Consider the following 21951-nt stretch of genomic DNA (forward strand, 5'->3'; position numbering starts at 1 on the left):
CCGGCAGGACGCTCAATCACTGTTGTTCCTCCTGTCCACGTACTTCCGCACGACCCCGGCGTACTCCCTGCTGGAAGTTCGCCAACCTGCTGCGCGATCGCTCGGCGGAGACCGGTGGCATCGGGACCTGCCGCTGCGACTGCTGCGGTTGGCCTGCCGTACCAGGAACCAGGTTCGCCTTGGGAGTGCGCTTGGGTAGCCCTGAGGACGTGGTGCCCCCAAGGCTGGGATCGCTCGCGGCGGCCGCCGCCTGCCAACCGGCGTCAGCGGGGTTTCGCCACGAATCCTCCACAGAGAGTATGGCTTGTGTGGGGGTCGACTCATCCCGGCTCGGCGAATCCGGTGCCCGCTCTTCCGGCGGCCGGCGGAACCAGGCGGATTCCACGGCGGCGAAGATAGGCAGGAACTCCTCCTGACCGGGCTCCATGGGCGAGACGTCCACCGACGGCGGGGCGTCCTGCCTGCGCGGCTCACCGGTGCTGTAGGGCGTCTGGAACGCGCCGTCGGAGCCGGGGCCGGGATAGGAGGGGAAGGAACCGGTGCGTTCCTGGCTGGGGTACGACGGGGGCTGGGCCGGGTACTGCGGCCCGGACGCCGGCGGCTGCACCGGATACGCCCGGCCGGGCGACCTCGTCCCCTGGGCCGGGTTGGTGGGATACGACGGCGGCTGGCCCGGGTCGGGGAACGACGGCGACTGGCTCGGGTACGACGGATAGCTGCCCGAGTCGAAGGACGGCCGGTGCGCCCCGCCGTCCGTGTCGGCGGTGAAGGGTCGCGACGGCGCGGAGCCGGTGTCGAAGGAGTCGAAGCTGGCGAACGAGCGGAACGTGCCGTTGGGCGCGGGCACCCCGTTGGGCGGCGTGGCCGGCGGCGCGCCGTTGGTGGGCATGCCGTTCGCGGGCGTGGCGGCGCCGAACGCGGGCCGCTGGGGCAGCGAGGGCCGGGAGCCGTCGGGGATCAGCGACGGCGGCAGCAGCACCATGGCGATCAGCCCGGTGCCTTCGCCCTTGCGCAGTTGGACCCGGATGCCGTGGCGCAGCGCCAGCCGGCCGACCACGAACAGGCCCATCCGCCGCGACACCGACACGTCCACGACCGGCGGCTCGGCCAGGCGGCGGTTGGCCTCGGCCAGCTCGTCGTCGGTCATGCTGATGCCGACGTCGTTCACCGACAGCAGCGCGCCGCCGCCTTCGATGAGGCTGCTCGACACCACGACGTTGGAGTTGTTCGGGGAGAACTGGATGGCGTTCTCGACCAGCTCGGCCACCAGGTGGACGAGGTCGTTGGCCGCGCTGCCGAGCACCGAGGTGGCTCGGTGCACCTTGACCTGAACGCGCTCGTAGCCCTCGACCTCCGACAGCGCCGCGCGGACCACGTCGACCAGCTTGGCCGGCTGGCTGCGCCGGCGGGTGGCCTCGTGCCCGGCCAGGACCAGGAGGTTCTCCGAGTTGCGCCGCATGCGGGTGGCCAGGTGGTCGAGCTTGAACAGGTCGGCCAGGCGGGCGCCGTCCTGCTCGCCCTTCTCCAGGCCGTCGATCAGCGAGATCTGCCGCTCGACCAGCGTCTGGGTGCGGCGCGAGAGGTTGACGAACATCGAGCTGATGTTGCTGCGGAGGTCGGCCTCCTCGCCCGCCAGCCGTACGGCCTGGCGGTGCACCTGGTCGAAGGCCCTGGCCACGTCGCCGATCTCGTCGTCGCCCTCGATCTCGATCGGGCGGACGTCGGCGGGGGCGTCACCGGTGACGCGGAGCTTGCGCACCACGTCCGGCAGCCGGAACCCGGCGATCTCCAGAGCCTCGGTACGCAGGCGGCGCAGCGGCGTGACCATCGAGCGGGCGATCGCGATGGTGAACAGCAGGACGAGCAGCAGCAACGCCACGATGAGCACAGCGGCGATGATCGCGTTGCGGGTCTCGGAGTCGCGTAGCTCCTGGCTGCGCAGCGCCACCTTCTGGCTCAGGTCACCCTCGATCGAGTGCAGGATGTCGATGGCGGTGGCGTTGTCGTCGAACCACTGGTCCGGCGCCGGCTTCTTGCGGTCGGTCTGGGCGAGCAGATCGTCCCTGATCCTGACGCCCGGTGCCTTGCCGGCGGCGAGCGTGATGGCGCGGGCCTTGGTCAGCTCGCTGTTGTAGTACTCGGGCGCGGTCAGCGCCTTCGACAGGGCGAGGCCGACGACCGGTCCGGCCTCCTGGCCGACGGAGGCGATCTCCGCGCGCTGCCTGGCGTTGGCGGCGATGAACCGCTCGACCTCCTGGGCGTCCACACTGGCGGAGTTGTAGTAGGCCTTGAGCAGCTGGACGCGCTGCTTGGACACCTCTTCCTTCGCGCGCGCCAGCGCGCTCAGCGCGCGGAACTGGCCGATGATCTGCGAGTCGTCGCTGAGCAGGCTCAGCTCGTCGTGCAGCTTGAGCAGCGTGTCGAGCAGCGAGTCGTAGCGGGTGGTGTCCTTCTGACCCTCGCTGCGGGTCCTGTTCAGGACGTTGAAGTCGTAGCGGGCCCGCTTGACCGCGTTGAGCACGCGGTCGCCGTAGGACTCGTCCATGACCGCCATGTCGGCCTGTACGGTCTTGACCAGCGCGTCGACCTTCGCCTTACGCTCTTTGTACGGCTCGGTGAGCTTCTTGCGCACCTTGCTGGAGGCGGCCAGCCAGCCGCCGGTGTCACGCTCCAGCCCGAGCGCCTGTACCAGGTCGCGAATGTGACCGGCCTGCTCCGCGGCCAGCGCCGTGCGGTCGTAGTCGCCGATGCTCTGAACCGAGCCCACCACGCGCGCTCCCCCGAGCACGACTCCCGCCATGGTGGGAACGAGGACCAGCGCGGTGAGACGCCATCTCACGCGCCAGTTACGCAGCCCCAGCCGGGGCAGCAACCGCTTTCCGCGGGCCTGCCTGGCGGTTTGGCCGCCTTCGGAGTTCCCCGTAGTCACTGCTTCCGCTACCCCTCAATCATCCCGTTCCGTCGGCGGGTCAGGCCGTCCGCTACGTAAAGCACCCGACTTTCCACGCAAAACGGGCACATCGCTGCAAAAGATACCCGTAACTCATGTGTGCTGTTGGTTAACGAAGTGCCGCAAGCACCTGGTCGCGGACTTGGGTCCGCTGGGCGCCGTCGCTGAGGGGCCGTCCGGCACGATCGACCACGTAGAAGACGTCCACCGCCTCCGCGCCGAGAGTCTCCACGCGAGCGGCCCTCACGTCAAGACCACATTCACCGAAAGCCCGTCCAATGCGCCACAGGAGTCCCGGTCTGTCATGGGCCCTGACTTCGACCACGGTAGCGGTCGCGGAGGCATCGTCCACCAAGGTGACACGGGGTGGAGCGACAGGAACGCGAGGGGGTCTCATAGCCCTCGTACGGCGGGCAAGACGCTGCTCGATGTCAAGACGCCCAGCAAGGACGAGACGAAGATCGGCCTCCAGCGTGGCGGGGTCCGGCGGCGAGCCGTATTCCGGGACGACGGAGAACTCGATCACCGCGGTGGAGCCGGCGGCAGCGGACGAGGCGGAGCGGACGATCAAGCGATGCGCGGCCAGCACGCCGGCGGCGCTCCACAGGAGCCCGGCCCGGTCGGGGGCGACGACCGTGACGGCTCCCCCATGGACGCGGATGGCGGCGCCGCCGTGCCGGGCCAGCGCGGCCTGCTCGGCCGACAGGCTGGGCGCCTTGGGCGGCGTCGAGCCGGACAGCACGGAGCGGACGCGGCGTACGAGATCGGCGACGAGCCCGGCCTTCCACGCGTTCCAGGCGGCCGGGCCGGTGGCGTGCCCGTCGGAGACGGCCAGCGCGGCGAGCAGGTCGAGCACCTCGCGCGAGCCGACCGTGCCCGCGACCTTCTCGATCGTGACGGGGTCGTCGAGGTCCCTGCGGGTGGCGGTCTCAGGCAGCAGCAGATGGTGGCGTACGACGGTGGCGAGCGTCTCGACGTCCGCGGCGGACAGGCCGATGCGGGTTCCGATGTCGCGGACCACGACCTCGCCGGTCACCGAGTGGTCACCGGGCCAGCCCTTGCCGATGTCGTGCAGCAGCGCCGAGATCAGCAGCAGGTCGGGGCGGGAGACCTCGCGGGTGTGGCTGGCGGCGTTGGCGGCGGCCTCGATCAGGTGCCGGTCGACGGTGAAACGGTGGATCGGGTGACGCTGCGGACGGTGTCGTACGCGCTCCCAGTCAGGAATCAGCCTGACCAAAATGCCCGCTTGGTCAAGTTCCTCCCAGACCGGAACGGCGGCACGGCCCGCGCCCAGGATGGACACCAGCGCGTCACGGGCCTCTTCGGGCCACGGCACGGGCATCGGGGGCGACTGAGCGGCCAGAACGGACATGGTGGCGGGGGCGAGCGGCAGCCCCGAGTCGGCCGCCGCGGCGGCGGCACGCAGCACCAGGACCGGGTCCTTGCGCGGGTCGACGCCACGGGCGAGCACCACTTCACCACCGTGCTCGACCACGCCGTCGGCCAGCGGTCGGCGTCCGCGTGGAGCCGGTCCCGACACCAGCCTGTCAACCGTGCGCCAGGTGGCGTCGAAGGCGTGGGAGATGGTCCGGCCCGCCTCGGCGAGCCGGCGCATCAGCGCCTCGGCGTCGAGCAGTCCGAGCAGCCCGGCGACGGCTTCCTGCTCCTGGAGCACGAGCCTGTCGGCGCTCCGCGCGGTGACGATGTGCAGGGCGTGGCGTACGTCGAGGATGAACTCATAGGCCTCACGCGCCCGGGGACCGGGCGCGGAGGCGACCCAGGCCGCTGCCACGGCCTGCATGGCTTGGACGTCGCGAAGGCCGCCGCGGCCGTCCTTGAGGTCGGGTTCGAGAAGGAAGGCCAGTTCGCCGCTGACCTGGGCGCGCCGGTCCGCCGCCTCGCGCAGCTCACCGAGCCGGCGGCGGGAGTCGGCGCGCCACTCGGCGAGCACGGACTCCCTGGCCTTCTTCGTCAGCTCGGGATCGCCCGCTATGTGCCTGGCCTGAATAAGGCCCAGCACGGCTTTGAGATCGTCGCGGGCGACCGCCACGGCCTCGTCCACGGTTCGCACCGAGTGGTCGAGGCCGACGGCGGAGTCCCAGATCGGATACCAGACGCGCTCGGCGATCCGCGCCACGTCGTCCCTGCCGTTGTGCAGGAGGACGAGGTCGAGATCGCTGCCGGGCGCCAGTTCGCCGCGCCCCAGGCTCCCTACGGCGACCAGTGCGACGTGCTCGCCGTCACTCGCCGTGCGGAAGAGGTCTTTGAGCCAGCGGTCAGTGTCCGCGGCCCGCTCCTTGCGGGCCGCGGCGTAGGTACGAGCCTCACCCCTCACAGGGCCTCTGGACCCCGTTCTCCGGTGCGGACCCGGATCACCGTGTCGACCGGGACGGACCAGACCTTGCCGTCACCGATCTTGCCTGTCTGGGCCGCCTTGACGATGACGTCGATCACGTCCTCGGCGTCCTCCTCCTCGGTCAGCACCTCCAGGCGCACCTTGGGGACCAGGTCCACCTGGTATTCGGCGCCGCGGTAGACCTCGGTGTGGCCGCGCTGGCGGCCGTAGCCGCTCGCCTCGCTGACCGTCATGCCCTTGACACCGAACTGTTCGAGGGCGGCCTTCACGTCGTCCAGCTTGAACGGCTTGATGACGGCGGTGATGAGCCTCATGCTTCCACCTTCTTGGGTGCCGGGGCCAGGGGGCCGTTCGGAGAGCTCACGCCCGAGGCGTGGACCGTGCCGAGGTCGTATCCCGTCTCGGCGTGAGTGGTGACGTCGATGCCGGTCACCTCGTCCTCGACCGGGATGCGGAAGCCCATCGTCTTGTCGATGATCTTACCGATGACCCAGGTCACGATGAAGGAGTAACCGCCGACCGCGATCGGGCCGAGCACCTGAAGACCGAGCTGGGTGAAGCCGCCGCCGTAGAAGAGGCCCTTGTTCTGCTGGTCCAGGAAGGGGTACACGGCCAGGAAGCCGAGCGAGACGGCGCCGATCACGCCGCCCACCAGGTGCACGCCGACCACGTCGAGCGAGTCGTCGAAGTTGAAGCGGTACTTCAGGCCGACCGCGTAGGCGCACACCGCGCCGGCGATGAGGCCGAGCAGCATCGCGGCCCAGGGGTCGATGAACCCACAGGCGGGGGTGATGGCGACCAGACCGGCGACCGCGCCGGAGGCGACGCCGAGGCTGGTGGCGTGGCCGTCGCGCAGCTTCTCCACCACGATCCAGGCGCCGGCCGCGACGGCGGTGGCGATCTGGGTGTTCATGAACGCCAGACCGGCCGTGCCGTCGACCGCCAGCTCGGAGCCCGCGTTGAAACCGAACCAGCCGAACCACAGGAGGCCCACACCGAGCAGCACCAGTGTCAGGTTGTGCGGCCGCATCGGCTCCTTGCGCCACCCCTTCCGCTTGCCCAGCACCAGGGCCAGCGCCAGCGCCGCGGCACCGGCGTTGATGTGGACGACCGTGCCGCCGGCGAAGTCCTCGATGCCCAGGGCGTTCAGCCAGCCGGTGCCCCACACCCAGTGGGCCACGGGGAAGTAGACGATGCTCGCCCAGATGAAGCTGAACAGCACCCAGGCGCCGAACTTGGCCCGGTCGGCGATGGCACCGCTGATCAGGGCGACGGTGATGATGGCGAACGTCAGCTGGAAGGCCGAGAAGACCAGGCTGGGCATGCCGGTGCCGTCGGTCTTGGTAGCCGTCTCGACCAGGCTCTGCAGCCCGAGGGCGTCGAGACCACCGACGAAGTTGTTCAGCCACGACATGCTGTTGTCGGTGAACGCCAGCGAGTGCCCGTAGAGCACCCAGGCGATGGTGACGGTGATGATGCTGACGAACGACATCATCATCATGTTCAGGACACTCTTGGCCCTGGTCATGCCCCCGTAGAAAAACGCGAGCCCTGGTGTCATGAGCAGCACCAGCGCGGTGGCCGCTAGCATCCAGGCCGTCGTGCCGCTGTCGATCTTCACGACGCGACCCTCCTTACATGTGACGTGTGGCCACAGCGTGTTCGCCCGGCGTTTCGTGGCTCGACCGGGTGTGTTTCACATTCGTGAATCTCGTCCCACTGGTGTTTCGTCCATGTTTCGGACGGCGCGTTCCGAATATTCGGGCATAGACTTAGGCTTGCCTAACCTAATCGATCAAGGGATCCCTCCATGCGTCTGGCGTTCCTGCTGCCCCTTCTCGCGCTCGCCGCCTGCGGCACCTCCACCACTGCCCAGCAGGCGGGGCCGACCAGGACGGTCACCCACGCCATGGGCCAGACGAAGGTGCCAATGGCGCCGAAGCGGGTCGTGGTCCTGGACACCGACAAACTCGACACGATGGTCTCGCTGGGCCTGGCCCCCGTGGGTGCGGCCCAGGCCACCGAGAGCCAGGCGTGGCCGAAGTACCTCGGCTCGGCGCTGGCCGCGACCAAGGCGGTCGGCACCCTCCAGCAGCCGAACATCGAGGCCATCATGGCGCTCAAGCCGGACCTCATCCTCGGCACCAAGTTCCGGCAGGCGGCCTTCTACGACAAGCTCAGCAAGATCGCCCCGACCGTGTTCACGGAGAAGGTCGGCGTCACCTGGAAGCAGAACTTCCTGCTCGACGCCGAGGCCCTGGGCAAGAAGGAGCAGGCGACCGGACTGCTGTCGGCCTACGAGACGCGGGCCAAGCAGGTCGGCGCCAAGTACGCGAAGCTGAAGGTGAGCATCGTCCGCTTCATGCCGACGGAGATCCGGATGTACGGCCCCGAGTCGTTCAGCGGCATCGTCGTCGGCGACGCCGGCATCCCCCGGCCGCAGACGCAGCAGCTGGCCACGCAGCAGGACAAGCGCTTCGGCAAGCTGAGCCAGGAGAACATCGCCCAGGCCGACGCCGACGCCGTCTTCTACACCGCCTACGGCCAGGCGGCGGCCAAGAGTCAGGCGACGGTGACCGGCGGCCCGCTCTGGAAGAACCTCGGGGCGGTCAAGTCGGGCAACGCCCACAACGTGGACGACGAGGTCTGGATGCTCGGCATCGGCGTCACGGCCGCGGGCGGGATCCTCGACGACCTGGACAAGTACCTGGCTCCGCTCGCCTGATCAACCCGCTCGCCTGATCAGCCCCCTCGCCTGATCAGCCCGCTCGCCTGATCAGCCCCAGAACCGGCGCAGGTGCGGCACCAGCTCGCCGGCCCGCTCATCGGGGAAGAACAGCCGCCCGCCCTCGATCTCGACGATCTCCTTGACGCCCGGGATCGTGTCGCGCAGCCAGCGGGCCCAGCTCACGTCGAAGAAGACGTCACCGGTCCCCCACACCACCAGCGTCGGCACGGCCAGCACGGTCAGCAGCGGCTCGATCGCGACCATGTCCTTGGCGTCGATCGAGGTCAGCAGCCGCTCGAAGGCGCGCGGGCCATCGGGCTTGTCCAAGATCGGCCGCAGGTAGTGGTCGACCAGGTCCGCCGGATCGTCGACGCGCTCGTAGCCGTCGCCGAACGCCGTCTGGGCCAGCAGCTCCGGCTGGTCCAGCAGGGCAACGGTCAAGGGCGCGAGCTCGCCCCGGGCGGCCAGGTCGACCGTGGGCTGGAACGACTCCGGCGGCGTGTTGGTGTGGACGTCGCAGTTGGTGAGCGTGAGTGAGCGCAACCGCTCCGGGTGCCGTACGGCGAAGACCTGCGCCACCGCGCCACCCGTGTCGTTGCCGACCAGGTCGACCTGGTCCAGCCCGAGCTCGGCGCAGAGCTCCTCCACCGCCTCGGCCAGCGCGGGGATCGAGAGGTCGTCGCGCGACGCGCTGCCGCCGTGCAGGGGCAGGTCGATCGCCACGCACCGGCGCTCGTCACGCAGCTCGGCGATGACGTTGCGCCAGAGGTACGAGCTGGTGGCGACGCCGTGCACGAACAGGGCGACCGGCCCGTCGCCGACGTCCACGTAGCTGATGTCGTCCATGGTCTTGTTCTCCTACGCCTCGATTACAAACCGACTGTCGGTATACGAAATTACAGACCGACTGTCGGTTTGTCTATGGCCGGCCGGTGGAGGTCCGCTCCTACAGTGGTTCCATGAACCTCAAGGCGGAACGCGGCGCGGCCACCCGCGACCAGCTCCTCGCGATCGCCACGCGGCTGTTCGCCGAGCACGGCTACGAGGGCACCTCGATCGAGGCGGTGCTCCAGGAGTCGGGTCTGAGCAGAGGCGCCCTCTACCACCACTACGCGGGCAAGGACGCACTGTTCGAGGCGGTGCTGGAGGCGACGGAGGCGGGGATCGGCGTCAAGATCGTCGAGGCGGTCGCGGGCATCACCGACCCCGCCGAGTCGCTCCGGTCCGGCGTCCTGGCCTGGATCAGGCTCGCGGGCGATCCGGTGATCCAACGCATCGTGCTGATCGACGCGCCGTCGGTACTGGGGTGGGAGAAGTGGCGGGCGATGGAGGAGCGCTACTCCTTCGGCATGCTGAAGGCCGCGCTACGCGCCACGGACGCCATTCCCGCTGGCTTCCTGGACCTGCACGCCCACATGCTGCTGGCCGCGATCAACGAGAGCGCCCTGCTGGTCGCCAGAGGCGGCGACCGCGAAACGGCGGAGGCGGCGGTAGAGGAGTTCCTCCGGCGCGTCCTGCGCAGCCACTGAGGAGGGCTGGGATCCACGGACCGGGGCCAAGAATGCGCACGTCACGGCGCCCAGCCCGCTCCACCGGAGGAGCGTGCCCCTGGACAGACGCCAGCGGAGCACGGTGGGTGGGGCCCACCGTGCTCTGCCGTAAAAGAAAAATGGTCTGTTACGCGGCCGCAGTGGCCATCTTGCGGAGGCGGGCCAGCGCGTCGCGCTCGATGCGGCGGGCGCGGTCGCGGCCGATGCCGTAGCGTTCGCCCACCTCGGTCAGGGTGTGCTCGCGACCGTCCACCAGCCCGTAGCGCCAGCGCAGCATGTCGCGGGTGTCACCTTCGAGGTCGGTGAGCCACTGGTCAAGCCGCTCGCGCTCCAGGATGTCGATCGCCTGCTGCTCCGGGTCGGCCCAGGTCTCATCGGCGATCATGTCGCCCAGCTCGGTCTCGTCCTCGTCGCCCACGCCGAGCTGCAGCGACACCGGGTCGGACGCCCAGCGGCGCAGCTCCCGGACCCGCTCGATCGGCAGCTCGAGGATCCCGGCGAGGTCCTCGTCGGTCGGCTCCACGTCGAACTCGGCCAGCATGTCCCGGCGCACCCGCATCAGCCTGGTCATCTGCTCACCCGCGTGGGTGGGCAGCCGCACCGGCCGCGCCTGCTCGTGGATGGCCCGGCCCACGGACTGCCTGATCCACCACGTGGCATACGTCGAGAACTTGTATCCCCGCTTGTAGTCGAACTTCTCCACCGCGCGGACCAGCCCCAGGTTCCCCTCCTGGACCAGGTCGATCAGCGGCATCCCGCGCCCCGAGTATTTGCGGGCCACCGCCACCACCAGGCGAAGGTTCGCCTCGATGAACTCGTCTTTCGCCCGCTGGCCGGAGATCGCGACGCGCTCCAGCTCCTCATCGGCCGCGTCACCGATGCGCGGCTCCGCACCCCCGCTGTCGAGCAGCTGCTCGGCGAACAGGCCCGCCTCGATGCGCTTGGCGAGCTCCACCTCTTCCTCCGCCGTGAGCAGCGGAACCCGCCCGATCTCCGCCAGGTAGGTCCCCAGCAGATCGCGATCAGCGACGTGCTGCTCCTGCGTGCGACTCCCCGTAGGCCTTGCCATCCCCAGGCACCTCGTTCCGCAGCTACGTTCTTATCCGGCCAACGTCCGGCCAGATGCAAAGATTCCCAAAAGAGCTACGACCAGGGAACGGTTCTGGATGTCCTCCTAAAGGAGGAGACCGCCGAGAAACACCTGGTGAACGAGGGGAACACCCGGCCGATAGGCCAGATGGACGTAGGAAGGCGCGTCCAGCACGACGAGGTCCGCGCGGGCTCCCGGCAACAACCAGCCTACGTCCGTACGCCGTAGCGCGCGGGCCCCGCCACGGGTCGCGGCCCTGATCGCCTCCAGCGGCGTCATGCCCATCTCCCGCACGGCCAGCGCCACGCAGAACGCCATCGACGAGGTGTAGGAGGAGCCGGGATTGCAGTCGGTGGCCAGCGCGACGACCGCCCCCGCGTCGAGCAGCCTCCGGGCGTCGGGGTACGGCGAGCGGGTGGAGAACTCGGCGCCGGGCAGCAGCGTCGCCACGGTTCCGGGGGTGCCCTTCGGGGCGCAGGCGGCCAGCGCGTCGACGTCGGCGGCGGTCAGGTGGGTGCAGTGGTCGGCCGAGGCGGCGCCCAGCTCGCAGGCGATCCGCACGCCAGGCCCCTCGCCGAGCTGGTTGGCGTGCACCCTGGCCTGCAGCCCCGCCTTGATCCCGGCCTCCAGCACCGCTCTGGTCTGGTCGCCGTCGAAGGCGCCGCGCTCGCAGAAGGCGTCCACCCACTTGGCGTACGGCGCGCACGCCCGCAGCATCTCGCCGGTGACGAGCCGCACGTAGTCGTCGGCCGCGATGCCCGAGGGCACCACGTGCGCCCCGAGGTAGGTGGTCTCGTCGGTCAGCCCGGTGGCGATCTCCAGCGAGCGCCGTTCGTCCTCGACGGTCAGCCCGTAACCGCTCTTGATCTCCACGGTCGTGGTGCCCTGCGCCCGCATCTCGCCGACCAGGGCGGCGGCTCGCGTCGCCAGCTCCGCGTCGGAGGCCGCGCGTGTGGCGGCGACCGTGGTCCTGATGCCGCCACCGGTGTAGGGCACGCCGGACATGCGCGCCTGGAACTCGTGCGTCCGGTCACCGGCGAACACCAGGTGCGCGTGGCTGTCCACGAACCCCGGGATGACGGCCCGCCCCCCGACATCCACCCGCTCATCGGCGTCCGGCGCCCGCTCCGCCGGGCCCACCCAGGTGACCAGGCCGTCCTCGGCGACCAGCGCCGCGTCCTCGATCTCCTCGCGCTCCGGATCGCCGGTGTAGAGCAGCTTGATCCCGTCGAACAGCACAGAGGTCATCGAACCCGTCCAATCGCCTCGGTCAGCATCGCGCCCACATCGCCCAGCGTGTGCCGCCCGTCCGACACGACGCGCCGGCCCCCGGAGATCACCGAGTGCACGTCGGCCGCCGTCGCCGCGAACACCACCGCCTCCACCCCGCCGGCGCCCGCCGTACGGACCGAGTCGAGGCGTACGGAGACCAGGTCCGCCCAGGCGCCCGGCACCAGCAGCCCGGCGTCGGGGAAGCCCAGCGAGGTGTGGCCCGCGGCCGTGGCGGCGGTCAGGAGCTCGTCGGCGCGCCAATGGCCGCGCTCGCCGCTGGCCAGCCGTTCGTCCAGCTCGACCGCCCTGGCCTCCTCGAACAGGTCGATGACGGCATGGCTGTCGGAGCCGAGCGTGATGGGCGCGCCCCGGTCGAACAGCGTCCTGGCGGGCCCGATGCCGTCGGCCAGGTCGCGTTCGGTGGTGGGGCACATGCAGATGTGCGTGCCCGACTGGGCGAGCAGCTCGATGTCGACGTCGCTCAGGTGGGTGGCGTGGACGGCGGTGGAGCGCGGCCCGAGCACGCCCCGCTCGTGCAGCACCTGCACCGGGGTGGCCGCGTACATCTCCACGCACGCGGCGTTCTCGGCCCGCTGCTCGGAGACGTGCGCGTGCAGCGGCGCCGCGTGGTGGCGGGAGAACTCGGCGACCACCGGCATCTGCTCCGGCGGCACGGCCCGAACCGAGTGGACGGCCGCGCCGATCTCCACGTCGGGCTGCCCCTTGTAGGCGGCGGCCAGCTCGTCGGCCCGGCTCGCCCACCGGTCGGCGTCCCCGTCCCCGAAGCGCACCTGCGCCCCCACCAGCCCTGTTCCGCCACCTGCCGCTGTTCCGCCACCTGCCATCGTGCCGCCACCGGCCGCCGCGCCCGTGCCGATGCCGCCCGTCAGGTAGCAGGTGTCGAGCAGCGCGATGCGCAGGCCCGCGTCTCGGGCGGCCTGGATGAGCGCGTGGCCCATCGCGTTCGCGTCGTCGTACGGCCGGCCGCCCGGCGCGTGGTGCAGATAGTGGAACTCCCCCACGCAGGTGACCCCCGCCAGCGCCATCTCCGCGTAGGCGGCCCTGGCCAGCGCGAGGTAACGATCGGGGTCGAGCGCGGCGGCCACCTCGTACATCCGCTCGCGCCAGGTCCAGAAGTCGCCCGCGCCCGCCTGCGTGATGCCGCGCAGCGCCCGGTGGAAGGCGTGGGAGTGGGCGTTGGCCAGGCCGGGCACCGTCAGGCCCGCCAGGCGTTCCGCGCCGCCCGGCTCGCCTTGGGTCACCTCGGTGACGCGCGTCCCGTCGACCCTGATGAGCACGCTTTCGTGGACGCCGTCGGGCAGCCAGGCGTGCTCGCACCAGTAGGTCACCGACACAGGTCCTCCAGAACGTTCGCGAGGGCGACGACCCCCGCCTCGCAGTCTGCCTGCTCGGCATGCTCGGCCGGGGAGTGGGACACGCCGGTGGGATTGCGTACGAAGAGCATCGCGCTCGGTACGCCCGCCGAGGCCAGGATCCCCGCGTCGTGCCCCGCCCCGGTCGGCAGCACCGGCGCGGCGCTGTCCCCGCCCGCGACGGCGGCCAGCCGGTCCCTGAGCGCGACGTCGAAGTCGACCACCGGCGTCCACGACTCCTCGCTCACCTGGGCCCGCCCGGCGCCCTCGGTCAGCTCCGCCACCAGGGCGCGCACGTCCCGCTCGTCGGGACCACGCGCGTCCAGCCAGGCCGACACCAGTCCGGGCACGGCGTTGGCGTTGCCCGGTGAGACCCGCACCTTCCCGACCGTCGCCACGGCGTCGTGCCCGGCCGCGGCCTCGCGGGCGGCCAGCACCATGCGCGCGAACGGCAGCATCGGGTCGTCCCGGTCGGCCAGCCGGGTGGTGCCGGCGTGATTGGCCTGGCCGTGGAAGTCGAAGCGCCACCGCCCGTGCGGCCAGATCGCGCCGGCCACGCCCACCGGCCGATCCAGGTCGGCGAGGCCGCGGCCCTGCTCCACGTGGAGCTCCACGAACGTGCCGAGGTGGCCGAGCGTCTCGTCGTCCCGCCCGATCCGCCCCGGCTCGCGGCCCGTCCGGACCAGGACGTCGGCCAGCGTGTCGCCCTCGTCGTCGACCAGGCCGAGGGCGCGCGACGGCGCCAGGACGCCGGTCAGCAGCCGCGACCCCATGCACGGCACGCCGAACCTGGCGCCCTCCTCGTCGGTGAAGCAGGCGATGCCCAGTGGGCGCCCAGGCACGAAGTCCCGATTTCGCAGGATGTCCAGCGCGGCGAAGGCCGACACCACCCCCAGCGGGCCGTCGAACGCGCCGCCCTGGCGTACCGAGTCGAGATGGCTGCCCGTGACCACGCCCGGCGTCGCGGACGGATCGCCCCACCAGGCCCAGAGGTTGCCGTTGCGGTCCTCGCGCGTGTCGAGCCCCCGTCTGGCCGCCTCGCCCGCGAACCACTCGCGGAGCAGCAGGTCGCAATCCGACCAGGCGTCCCTGACGTAGCCGTTGGTCGCGGGGTCACGTCCGATGTGCGCGAGTTCCTCAAGCATGAGGACACTGTAGTGAATGAATCCATTCAGTTGACCGGGCCCGCGCTGGGCCGCAGCGTGAGATCGGTCAGGTGCGCGTCGGGCCCGGCGTTGACGGCGGCCAGCACCGCGCGGGCCACGGACTCGGGCTTGAGGTATTTGTCGGGCTCGTAGTCGCCGCCCTCGTGCTCACGGACGCCGCGCTGCATGTCGGTGTCCACCCGGCCGGGGTAAATGGTGGTCACTCTGAGCTCGGCCTCCTCCTGGCGCAGCGCGTCGGCGAAGGCCCGCAGCGCGAACTTGCTCGCCGCGTAGGCGCCCCAGCCGGGGTTCGCCCGGAGCCCGGCGCCGGAGTTGACGCAGACCACGTGACCGCCGGCCCCTCTGAGGGCGGGCAGCAGCAGCCGGGTCAGCTCGGCGACGGCGATCACGTTGAGCTCCATCGTCCTGCGCCACACGTCGGCGGCGGCCTCCTCGACCCTGCCGAGCAGGCCGATCCCGGCGCTGTGCACGAGCAGGTCGAGCCGCTCGACGCCCGCCACGTCGGCCTCGGTGATCTCGGTCAGCTCGACCGGCCACGCTCTGGCGTCGGGCAGTTCGGCCGCCAGGGCGGCCAGCGCGTCGCGGTCGCGGCCGCCGAGTATGACGTGGTGCGTGGGCCCCAGCGCCCTGGCAATCGCTTCGCCGACACCACGGGAGGCGCCGGTGACCAGCGCGATCGGTCGTTCAGTCATGCGGCTCAGTTTATGACCTTGACAGGGGTTCAAATTTGAATACAAACTTGAATATGTCTTCGACCCGCGTGCTCATCCTCGGTTGCCTGCTCGACAAGCCGCTCAACGGATATCAGGTCCGTCGGCAGCTGGAGGTGATGGGCGCGGAGCACTGGGCCAACGTGGCGTTCGGCTCGATCTATCACGGGCTGGGCAAGATGGCCGAAGAGGGCCTGCTTGAGGTGGTCGAGAGCGGCAAGGGCGGCAAGACGGTCTACGAGATCACCGAGGAGGGCCGCAGAGAGTTCCACCGCCAACTGCTCGAGACCTGGTACGACGTCAGGCCGATCATCGATCCCTTCCAGGTGGCGCTCACGTTCATGGACCGCCTGACCAAGCAGGAGATCCTCGACGCGCTCGGCGGCAGGATCCGGCAGCTCAGGATGTCCATCGAGACGATGGAGAGCCTCTACGGCGCCAAGCAGGCCTACGGCGCGCCCCGGCATGTCGACGAGAACCTCCGCCTGACCGTCGCCATGCTCACCGCGCACCTCGACTGGGCGGAGAAGGCGGTCACCAGAGTCGAGAACGACGACCTACCGTAAGGAGCCACAAATGATCATTGACGCGCACGGCTTACGCAAGACATTCACCACCAGGAGCAGGAAGGGCACCCAGACCGTGGAAGCGGTCCGTGGTGTCGACCTCGAAGTAGGCAAGGGCGAGATCTTCGGCGTCCTCGGCCCGAACGGCGCCGGCAAGACGACCACGATCAGAATGCTCGCCACGCTGATCACGCCCGACTCCGGCACGGCCACCATCGCCGGACACGACCTGCTCAAGGCGCCCGGCGCCGTCCGGCGCGACCTCGGCTACGTCAGCCAGGCCGGCGGGGTGGAGGAGAACACCACGCCACGGGCGCAGATCATGATGGCCGCGAAGATCCACGGTGTGCCCGACCCGGCCGGGGCCACGGCCGACGTACTCGCCAGATTCGACCTGGCGGAGATCGCCGACCGGCCCGGCCGTACGCTCTCCGGCGGCCAGAAGCGGCGGGTGGCCATCGCGCTCGGGCTGGTGCACAGCCCGCCGCTGCTCTTCCTCGACGAGCCCACCACCGGGCTCGACCCCCAAAACCGGGCCAACCTCTGGGACCGCATCAGGCAGCTGCGCGAGCTCGGCACCAGCGTGCTGCTCAGCACCCACTACCTCGACGAGGCCGACGCCCTGTGCGACCGGCTGGTGATCGTCGACCACGGCCTGGTGGTGGCCGAGGGCACACCGGGCGCGCTCAAGCGCGAGGTCGCCGACGACGTCGTCACGCTCAGGCTGGACGAGCCGGACCGGGCCGCCGAGACGCTCAAGCCGTACGCCCGCGAGACGCGCGTCGACGACGACGTGCTGCGCGTGTACGTCGACGACGGCGAGCACACGCTGCCCACGCTGCTGCGGGCGCTGCAGGAACAGCGCCTCGCCCTGTCCTCGATCGCGCTCGACCGCGCCACCCTCGACGACGTCTTCCTGGCCAAGACCGGCCGATCCCTGCGCGACACCGGAGCCGCCGCATGATCCGCCACACGCTGCTTTTCCTGGTGTACGAGCTGCGCAACACGTTCAGGAACCCGATCTGGCCGCTGTTCGGCATCGTCCAGCCGGTGGTGTACCTGCTGCTGTTCGGGCCGCTGGTGGCGGGTGCCGCCGGGCAGCCCACCTCCGCGCAGCTCACGAGCTTCGCGCCGGGCATGCTGGTGATCACCGCGCTGTTCGGGGCGATCGGCGTCGGCTACGGCATGATCTACGAGCTGCGCAGCGGCGTCCTGGAGCGCATCGCGGTCAGCCCCGCCTGGCGCCCGTCGATCGTGCTCGGCCGCACGCTCCGCGACGGGGTCGTGCTGATGCTCCAGTCGGTCGTGGTGATCGTGATCGCGCTGGTCATGGGCATGCGCGCCAGCCTGCCCGGGCTCGCCGTCATGGTGCTGCTCATCGCGGTGACCGGCCTGTTCTCCTCCGGCATCGCTTACGGCCTGGCGCTGTCTCTGCGCGACGAGAACGGCATGGCGCAGATCATGCAGTTCTTCGCCCTGCCCGTGATGCTGTTGTCGGGGGCGCTGCTGCCGATGACGCTGGCGCCGGAGTGGATGCAGAGGGTGGCCGTGTTCAATCCGATGTACCACCCGGTGGTGGCGGGCCGGGCGCTGTTCGCGGGGGATCTGACCGACGCGTCGATCCCGATCGCGTTCGCGGTCATGCTCGCGCTGGCCGCGCTGACCGTGAGCTGGTCGGTGCGCTCGCTACGCCGGATCGCCGGTTAGCCCTGAGCCGGGCCTGCCGGGCCTGGAACCGGGCAACCCGGAACCGGTCAGGGGAGATCGCCGGTGACGAACGTGCCGGTCTCGTCGGTCATCCGCTCGTACTCCTCCAGCCGGGCCTGCGTACGCAGCGGCGCGGCGTCGGCCATGGCCTCGACCAGGGCCATGGCCAGCGTGAGCGGCGCCGCGTGGGAGTCGAACACCAGCCGATCCCCCACCGGCGCGTCGAGCACCACCTCGGCTGGAAAGTCGGCTTTGTCGCAGATGACGGCGATTCGCAGCCCCAGCTTCTCGGCGTACTCCAGGGCGTGCATCACCTCGGCCGGATAGCGCGGCAGCACCACGGCGAGCAGCCATTCGGCACCCGCCCGCCGCGCGGCGTGCAGCCCGTCGATCAGCTCGGAACCGCCGTGCGTCAGCAGCCGCACTTCCGGATGGATCCGCCGCGCGTAGTAGGCGAAGGTGGTGGCCAGCCCGGAGGAGACCCGGAGCCCCAGCACCGGGAGCGGCTCGGTGGCGGCCAGCGACTCCCCGAGCTCCTTCAGCGGCAGGCCCGCCAGCCGCTCCCTGACGGCGGCCAGGTTGCGGATCTCGCTGTCGATGGCACCCTGGAGCAGGCTCTCCTCCGGCGGCCCGCCCAGCACCAGCGGGCGCAGCGCCTGCCGCAGCTCCGGATAGCCGGCGAAGCCGAGCACCATGGCGAACCTCGTCACGGACGGCTGGCTCACCCCTGACCGCTCGGCCAGCTCGACGCTGGACAGGAAGATCGCCTCGTCGAGATGCTCGGACAGATAGTGGGCGATCCGTCGCTGCACCGGAGAGAGCCGCCGCCCGTCGAGGAGCCCGCCTAGACCACTGTGGTATCCACCTGTCACAGCAGCTCCAACACCATCTGTCCGGCTTCTCATCCCTCGCGTATCGGGATGCGGACGCCGCGCTCGGCTCGTATCGGGATGCGGACGCCGCGCTCGGCTCATCCCTCGCGCATCGGAATGCGGACACCCCGCTCGGCGGCCACCGCCGCGGCCTCGTCGTAACCCGCATCGACATGACGCATCACGCCAGTGCCCGGATCGTTGGTGAGCACCCTGCTCAGCTTCTCCCTGGCCAGGGCGGTGCCGTCGGCGACGGTGACCTGCCCGGCGTGGATGGAGCGGCCGATGCCGACTCCGCCGCCGTGGTGGATCGACACCCAGGCCGCGCCGGAGGCCGTGTTGAGCATGGCGTTGAGCAGCGGCCAGTCCGCGATCGCGTCGGAGCCGTCGGCCATGCCCTCCGTCTCGCGGTAGGGCGAGGCCACGGAGCCGGTGTCGAGGTGGTCGCGGCCGATCACCATCGGGGCCTGGAGCTCGCCGGAGGCCACCATGTCGTTGAAGCGCTCGCCCGCGACGTTCCGCTCGCCGTAGCCGAGCCAGCAGATTCGCGCCGGCAACCCCTGGAAGTGGACCTTCTCCCCGGCCAGGCGGATCCACCTGGCCAGCGGCTCGTTGTCGGGGAACAGCTCCAGGATGGCCCGGTCGGTGGCGGCGATGTCCTCCGGCGCGCCCGAGAGGGCGGCCCACCGGAACGGGCCCTTGCCCTCACAGAACAGCGGCCTGATGTAGGCCGGCACGAAGCCGGGGAAGTCGAAGGCCCGCCCGTAGCCCGCCAGTTGCGCCTCACCCCTGATCGAGTTGCCGTAGTCGAACACCTCGGCCCCGGCGTCCTTGAAGCCGACCATCGCCTCCACATGGCGGGCCATGGAGTGCCGGGCGCGCTCGGTGAACCCGGCGGGGTCCTTGTCGCGCTCGGTGGCCATGTCCTCGAAGGCCACCCCGAGCGGCAGGTACATCAGCGGGTCGTGCGCCGAGGTCTGGTCGGTCACGATGTCGATCTCGGCGCCCCTGGCGAGCAGGTCGGGCACGGCCTCGGCGGCGTTGGCCACCACCCCGATGGACAGCGGGCGGCGGGCATCACGGGCCTCATAGGCCAGCCGCAGCGCCTCGTCCAGCGACGCGGCCTCGACGTCGAGGTAGCGGTGCTCTATCCGCCGCTTGACCGAACGTGGGTCGCAGTCCACGCAGATGGTCACGCCACCGTTCATGGTGACGGCCAGCGGCTGGGCGCCGCCCATCCCGCCGAGGCCGGCGGTCAGCGTGATCGTGCCGGCCAGCGAGCCGCCGAACTTCTTGGCTGCCACCGCGGCGAACGTCTCGTAGGTGCCCTGGAGGATGCCCTGGGTGCCGATGTAGATCCAGGAGCCCGCGGTCATCTGCCCGTACATGGTCAGCCCGGCCGCCTCCAGCCGCCGGAACTCCTCCCAGTTCGCCCAGTCGGGCACCAGGTTGGAGTTGGCGATCAGCACCCGGGGCGCCCACTCGTGCGTACGGAAGACGCCCACCGGGCGGCCCGACTGGACCAGGAGCGTCTCGTCGCCCTCCAGGGTCGTGAGCGTCCTGACCAGCGCGTCGAACGAGGGCCAGTCGCGAGCCGCCCGGCCGGAGCCACCGTAGACGACCAGCTGCTCCGGGTGCTCCGCCACCTCCGGGTCGAGGTTGTTCTGGAGCATGCGCAGCGCGGCCTCCTGCGGCCAGCCCTTCGCGGTGATCGTCGTACCTCGTGGCGCGCGCACGGTGCGGCTCATGCGACCTCCTGAATGAACACATTCACCTATGTCACTCGCAGAGTACTAGCTCACCAGGAACTGGGTCGCGGCCAGTTCGCGGTAGAGGTCGTCCTGGCCCACCAGCTCGTCATGGGTGCCGACCGCGCGTACCCCGCCCGCCTCCATGACCACGATGCGGTCCGCGTTGGTCACCGTGGAGAGGCGGTGCGCGATGACGAGAACGGTCGTCTCGGCGGCCACCTCGGCGATGACCTCGCGCAGCCGGAGCTCGTTGACCGCGTCGAGCTGCGAGGTGGCCTCGTCGAGCAGGAGCAGCCTGGGCTTGCGCAGCAGCGCCCTGGCGATCGCCACCCGCTGCCGCTCGCCGCCCGACAGCAGCACGCCCCGGTGCCCGACGGCTGTGTCGAGCCCCTCGGGCAGCCTGGACACCAGGTCGTCGAGGCGGGTGCGGACGATCGCGCGCCGCAGCTCCTCCTCGGTGGCGTCCTGGGCGGCGAAGAGCAGGTTCTCCTTGAGCGTGCCCGCCAGTATGGGCGCGTCCTGCTCGACATAGCCGAGCGTGGCCCGCAGTTCGGCGAGCGGCCAGTCGCGGATGTCCCGGCCGTCGACCGTGATCAAACCGTCCTGGTGCTCGTAGAAGCGCTCCAGCAGGGCGAACACCGTCGACTTGCCCGCGCCCGACGGCCCGACGAGCGCGGTCAGCCCGCCGGGCGGCACCTCGAAGCTGACCCCGTTGTGCACGATCGGCCGGTCGTCCCCGTAGCGGAACACCACGTCGTCGAACCGCACCCCCGCCGGCCGCGGCGCGAGAAGGGCCGCCGGAACCGTGGTGCCGACGGGCTCGGCCGGCAGGTCCTCGATCTCCTTGATCCGCTTCATCGCCGCCAGGCCCTGCTGCAGCTGCACCATGCCCTCGACGATCTGCCCGATGGGCGCGACCAGGTAGAACAGGTAGAGCAGGAACGCGATCAGCGACGAGACCTCCAGCGCGCCCGAGGCGACCCGCGACCCGCCGACGGCCAGCACGCACAGGAAGGCGATCTGCACCGTCATCCAGGTCGCCACTCCGGCCAGCGAGGTCCACCCGGCCACCTGCAGCCCCCGGTCGCGAGCGCGCACGGCGGCGCCGCCGACGACCGCGATCTCGCGCTCCTCCGCGCCGCTGGCCTTGACCGTCCGGTACGCCTGCAGCGCCCGGTCGAGCACGGCGCCCATCTCGCCGACGGCCTCCTGGGCCTGCTTCTGCGCCCGCTGGATCCTGGGCATCACCAGCCCGGTCAGCCCGCCGATCACCACCACCACGAGCAGCGTGACCAGCAGCAGCACGCCGTCCATGGTCGCCATCATGACGATCGCGCCGGCCAGCATGAACACCGCGCCGATCGAGTTCACGACCCCATTGGTCAGTACGGCCCGCAGCAGCGTCGTGTCACCGGTCACCCGCGACAGCAGGTCGCCGGGCTTGAGCCGGTCCACGTCGGCGACCTTCAACCGGAACATCCGGTCGATGAGCCGGCGCCGCGCGCCCAGCACGATGCCCTCGCCGGTGCGCTCCATCAGGTACGTGCCCAGAGCCGACACCACCGCCCCAACCAGCACCGCCACGGTCAACCCGAGCAACGGCCCGGCCATCGACCGGCTCTGGCCGAAGGCGTCCACCACGTACTTGGCCAGCAACGGCATCGCCAGGCCCGCCGCCGAGCCGACCAGGCCGAGTAACCCCCCGAGGACCAAGATCTTCCTGTGCGGGCGCATGTAGGCGAGCAGCTCTCTGATCACCGTGTCTCCTCTCGCGATATATCCCGAAACCCCCAACGAACGACGGATCGCAATCCGCACCCGTCAACCTAAATTGACGACCTAAGTATGTCAACTTTCGTT

Annotated in this window: 18 protein-coding genes; 5 read left to right on the top strand and 13 right to left on the bottom strand. The window is 70.5% G+C overall.

What is annotated here, in order from left to right:
- Positions 1-16: 16 nt before the first annotated feature.
- The 4 genes from AB0H88_RS20120 to AB0H88_RS20135 all read right to left on the bottom strand — a co-directional run bounded on the left by AB0H88_RS20120 (position 17) and on the right by AB0H88_RS20135 (position 6927).
- Positions 17-2929 carry a nitrate- and nitrite sensing domain-containing protein gene (locus AB0H88_RS20120; RefSeq protein WP_357646485.1) on the bottom strand — a complete coding sequence of 971 codons (2913 nt, stop codon included), beginning with the start codon at positions 2927-2929 and terminating at the stop codon, positions 17-19.
- A gap of 130 nt (positions 2930-3059) precedes the next feature.
- Positions 3060-5285 carry a [protein-PII] uridylyltransferase gene (locus tag AB0H88_RS20125; RefSeq protein WP_357646487.1) on the bottom strand — a complete coding sequence of 742 codons (2226 nt, stop codon included), beginning with the start codon at positions 5283-5285 and terminating at the stop codon, positions 3060-3062.
- On the bottom strand, positions 5282-5620 hold the full coding sequence (locus AB0H88_RS20130; protein ID WP_184756141.1) for a P-II family nitrogen regulator: 339 nt from the start codon (positions 5618-5620) through the stop codon (positions 5282-5284). Before AB0H88_RS20130 ends, AB0H88_RS20125 begins: the two co-directional genes overlap by 4 nt.
- Positions 5617-6927 carry an ammonium transporter gene (locus tag AB0H88_RS20135; RefSeq protein ID WP_357646489.1) on the bottom strand — a complete coding sequence of 437 codons (1311 nt, stop codon included), beginning with the start codon at positions 6925-6927 and terminating at the stop codon, positions 5617-5619. The genes AB0H88_RS20130 and AB0H88_RS20135 overlap by 4 nt, the downstream gene beginning before the upstream one ends.
- A 189-nt stretch (positions 6928-7116) precedes the next feature.
- Here AB0H88_RS20135 and AB0H88_RS20140 point away from each other — a divergent pair, with 189 nt between their 5' ends.
- Positions 7117-8031, top strand: coding sequence for an iron-siderophore ABC transporter substrate-binding protein (locus tag AB0H88_RS20140; protein ID WP_357646491.1), 915 nt, complete (start codon positions 7117-7119; stop codon positions 8029-8031).
- 51 nt (positions 8032-8082) lie between these two features.
- Here the strand turns inward: AB0H88_RS20140 and AB0H88_RS20145 are convergent, their stop codons facing one another.
- Entirely contained in the window at positions 8083-8880 is a 798-nt protein-coding gene (locus AB0H88_RS20145) for an alpha/beta hydrolase (protein WP_357646493.1), read from the bottom strand.
- Between the two features lie 113 nt (positions 8881-8993).
- On the opposite strand from AB0H88_RS20145, the gene AB0H88_RS20150 reads away from it, so the two are divergent.
- Positions 8994-9563 carry a TetR/AcrR family transcriptional regulator gene (locus tag AB0H88_RS20150; protein ID WP_357646494.1) on the top strand — a complete coding sequence of 190 codons (570 nt, stop codon included), beginning with the start codon at positions 8994-8996 and terminating at the stop codon, positions 9561-9563.
- Positions 9564-9711: 148 nt separating this feature from the next.
- On the opposite strand, the gene AB0H88_RS20155 is transcribed toward AB0H88_RS20150, so the two are convergent.
- The 5 genes from AB0H88_RS20155 to AB0H88_RS20175 form a co-directional block, all read right to left on the bottom strand.
- Entirely contained in the window at positions 9712-10653 is a 942-nt protein-coding gene (locus AB0H88_RS20155; RefSeq protein WP_357646496.1) for a sigma-70 family RNA polymerase sigma factor, read from the bottom strand.
- 105 nt (positions 10654-10758) lie between these two features.
- Positions 10759-11922: an imidazolonepropionase gene (hutI, locus tag AB0H88_RS20160; RefSeq protein WP_357646498.1), complete on the bottom strand. Its 1164-nt coding sequence runs from the start codon at positions 11920-11922 to the stop codon at positions 10759-10761.
- Positions 11919-13301, bottom strand: a complete 1383-nt coding sequence (locus AB0H88_RS20165; protein WP_357646500.1) for a formimidoylglutamate deiminase — start codon at positions 13299-13301, stop codon at positions 11919-11921. Before AB0H88_RS20165 ends, hutI begins: the two co-directional genes overlap by 4 nt.
- Positions 13292-14464, bottom strand: a complete 1173-nt coding sequence (locus AB0H88_RS20170) for an allantoate amidohydrolase (RefSeq protein ID WP_357646502.1) — start codon at positions 14462-14464, stop codon at positions 13292-13294. Before AB0H88_RS20170 ends, AB0H88_RS20165 begins: the two co-directional genes overlap by 10 nt.
- A gap of 26 nt (positions 14465-14490) precedes the next feature.
- Positions 14491-15177, bottom strand: a complete 687-nt coding sequence (locus AB0H88_RS20175) for an SDR family oxidoreductase (protein ID WP_357646503.1) — start codon at positions 15175-15177, stop codon at positions 14491-14493.
- A gap of 53 nt (positions 15178-15230) precedes the next feature.
- On the opposite strand from AB0H88_RS20175, the gene AB0H88_RS20180 reads away from it, so the two are divergent.
- The 3 genes from AB0H88_RS20180 to AB0H88_RS20190 are packed head-to-tail and all read left to right on the top strand — an operon-like array spanning position 15231 to position 17468.
- Positions 15231-15761, top strand: coding sequence for a PadR family transcriptional regulator (locus AB0H88_RS20180; RefSeq protein WP_357646505.1), 531 nt, complete (start codon positions 15231-15233; stop codon positions 15759-15761).
- A 10-nt stretch (positions 15762-15771) separates the two neighbouring features.
- Positions 15772-16725 carry an ATP-binding cassette domain-containing protein gene (locus tag AB0H88_RS20185; protein WP_357646506.1) on the top strand — a complete coding sequence of 318 codons (954 nt, stop codon included), beginning with the start codon at positions 15772-15774 and terminating at the stop codon, positions 16723-16725.
- On the top strand, positions 16722-17468 hold the full coding sequence (locus AB0H88_RS20190; protein ID WP_357646508.1) for an ABC transporter permease: 747 nt from the start codon (positions 16722-16724) through the stop codon (positions 17466-17468). Before AB0H88_RS20185 ends, AB0H88_RS20190 begins: the two co-directional genes overlap by 4 nt.
- 47 nt (positions 17469-17515) lie before the next feature.
- Here the strand turns inward: AB0H88_RS20190 and AB0H88_RS20195 are convergent, their stop codons facing one another.
- From AB0H88_RS20195 to AB0H88_RS20205, 3 genes are all read right to left on the bottom strand, one after another.
- Positions 17516-18340, bottom strand: coding sequence for a MurR/RpiR family transcriptional regulator (locus tag AB0H88_RS20195; protein ID WP_357646510.1), 825 nt, complete (start codon positions 18338-18340; stop codon positions 17516-17518).
- Positions 18341-18438: 98 nt separating this feature from the next.
- The gene (gene hutU, locus AB0H88_RS20200; RefSeq protein ID WP_357646512.1) at positions 18439-20088 is read right to left on the bottom strand and encodes a urocanate hydratase; all 1650 of its coding nucleotides are present in this window, start codon (positions 20086-20088) and stop codon (positions 18439-18441) included.
- 45 nt (positions 20089-20133) lie between these two features.
- Positions 20134-21849, bottom strand: coding sequence for an ABC transporter ATP-binding protein (locus AB0H88_RS20205; RefSeq protein ID WP_357646514.1), 1716 nt, complete (start codon positions 21847-21849; stop codon positions 20134-20136).
- Between the last annotated feature and the right edge of the window lie 102 nt (positions 21850-21951).

It is taken from the genome of Nonomuraea sp. NPDC050680 (genome assembly GCF_040654555.1).
In the GTDB taxonomy this organism is placed as follows: Bacteria; Actinomycetota; Actinomycetes; order Streptosporangiales; family Streptosporangiaceae; genus Nonomuraea.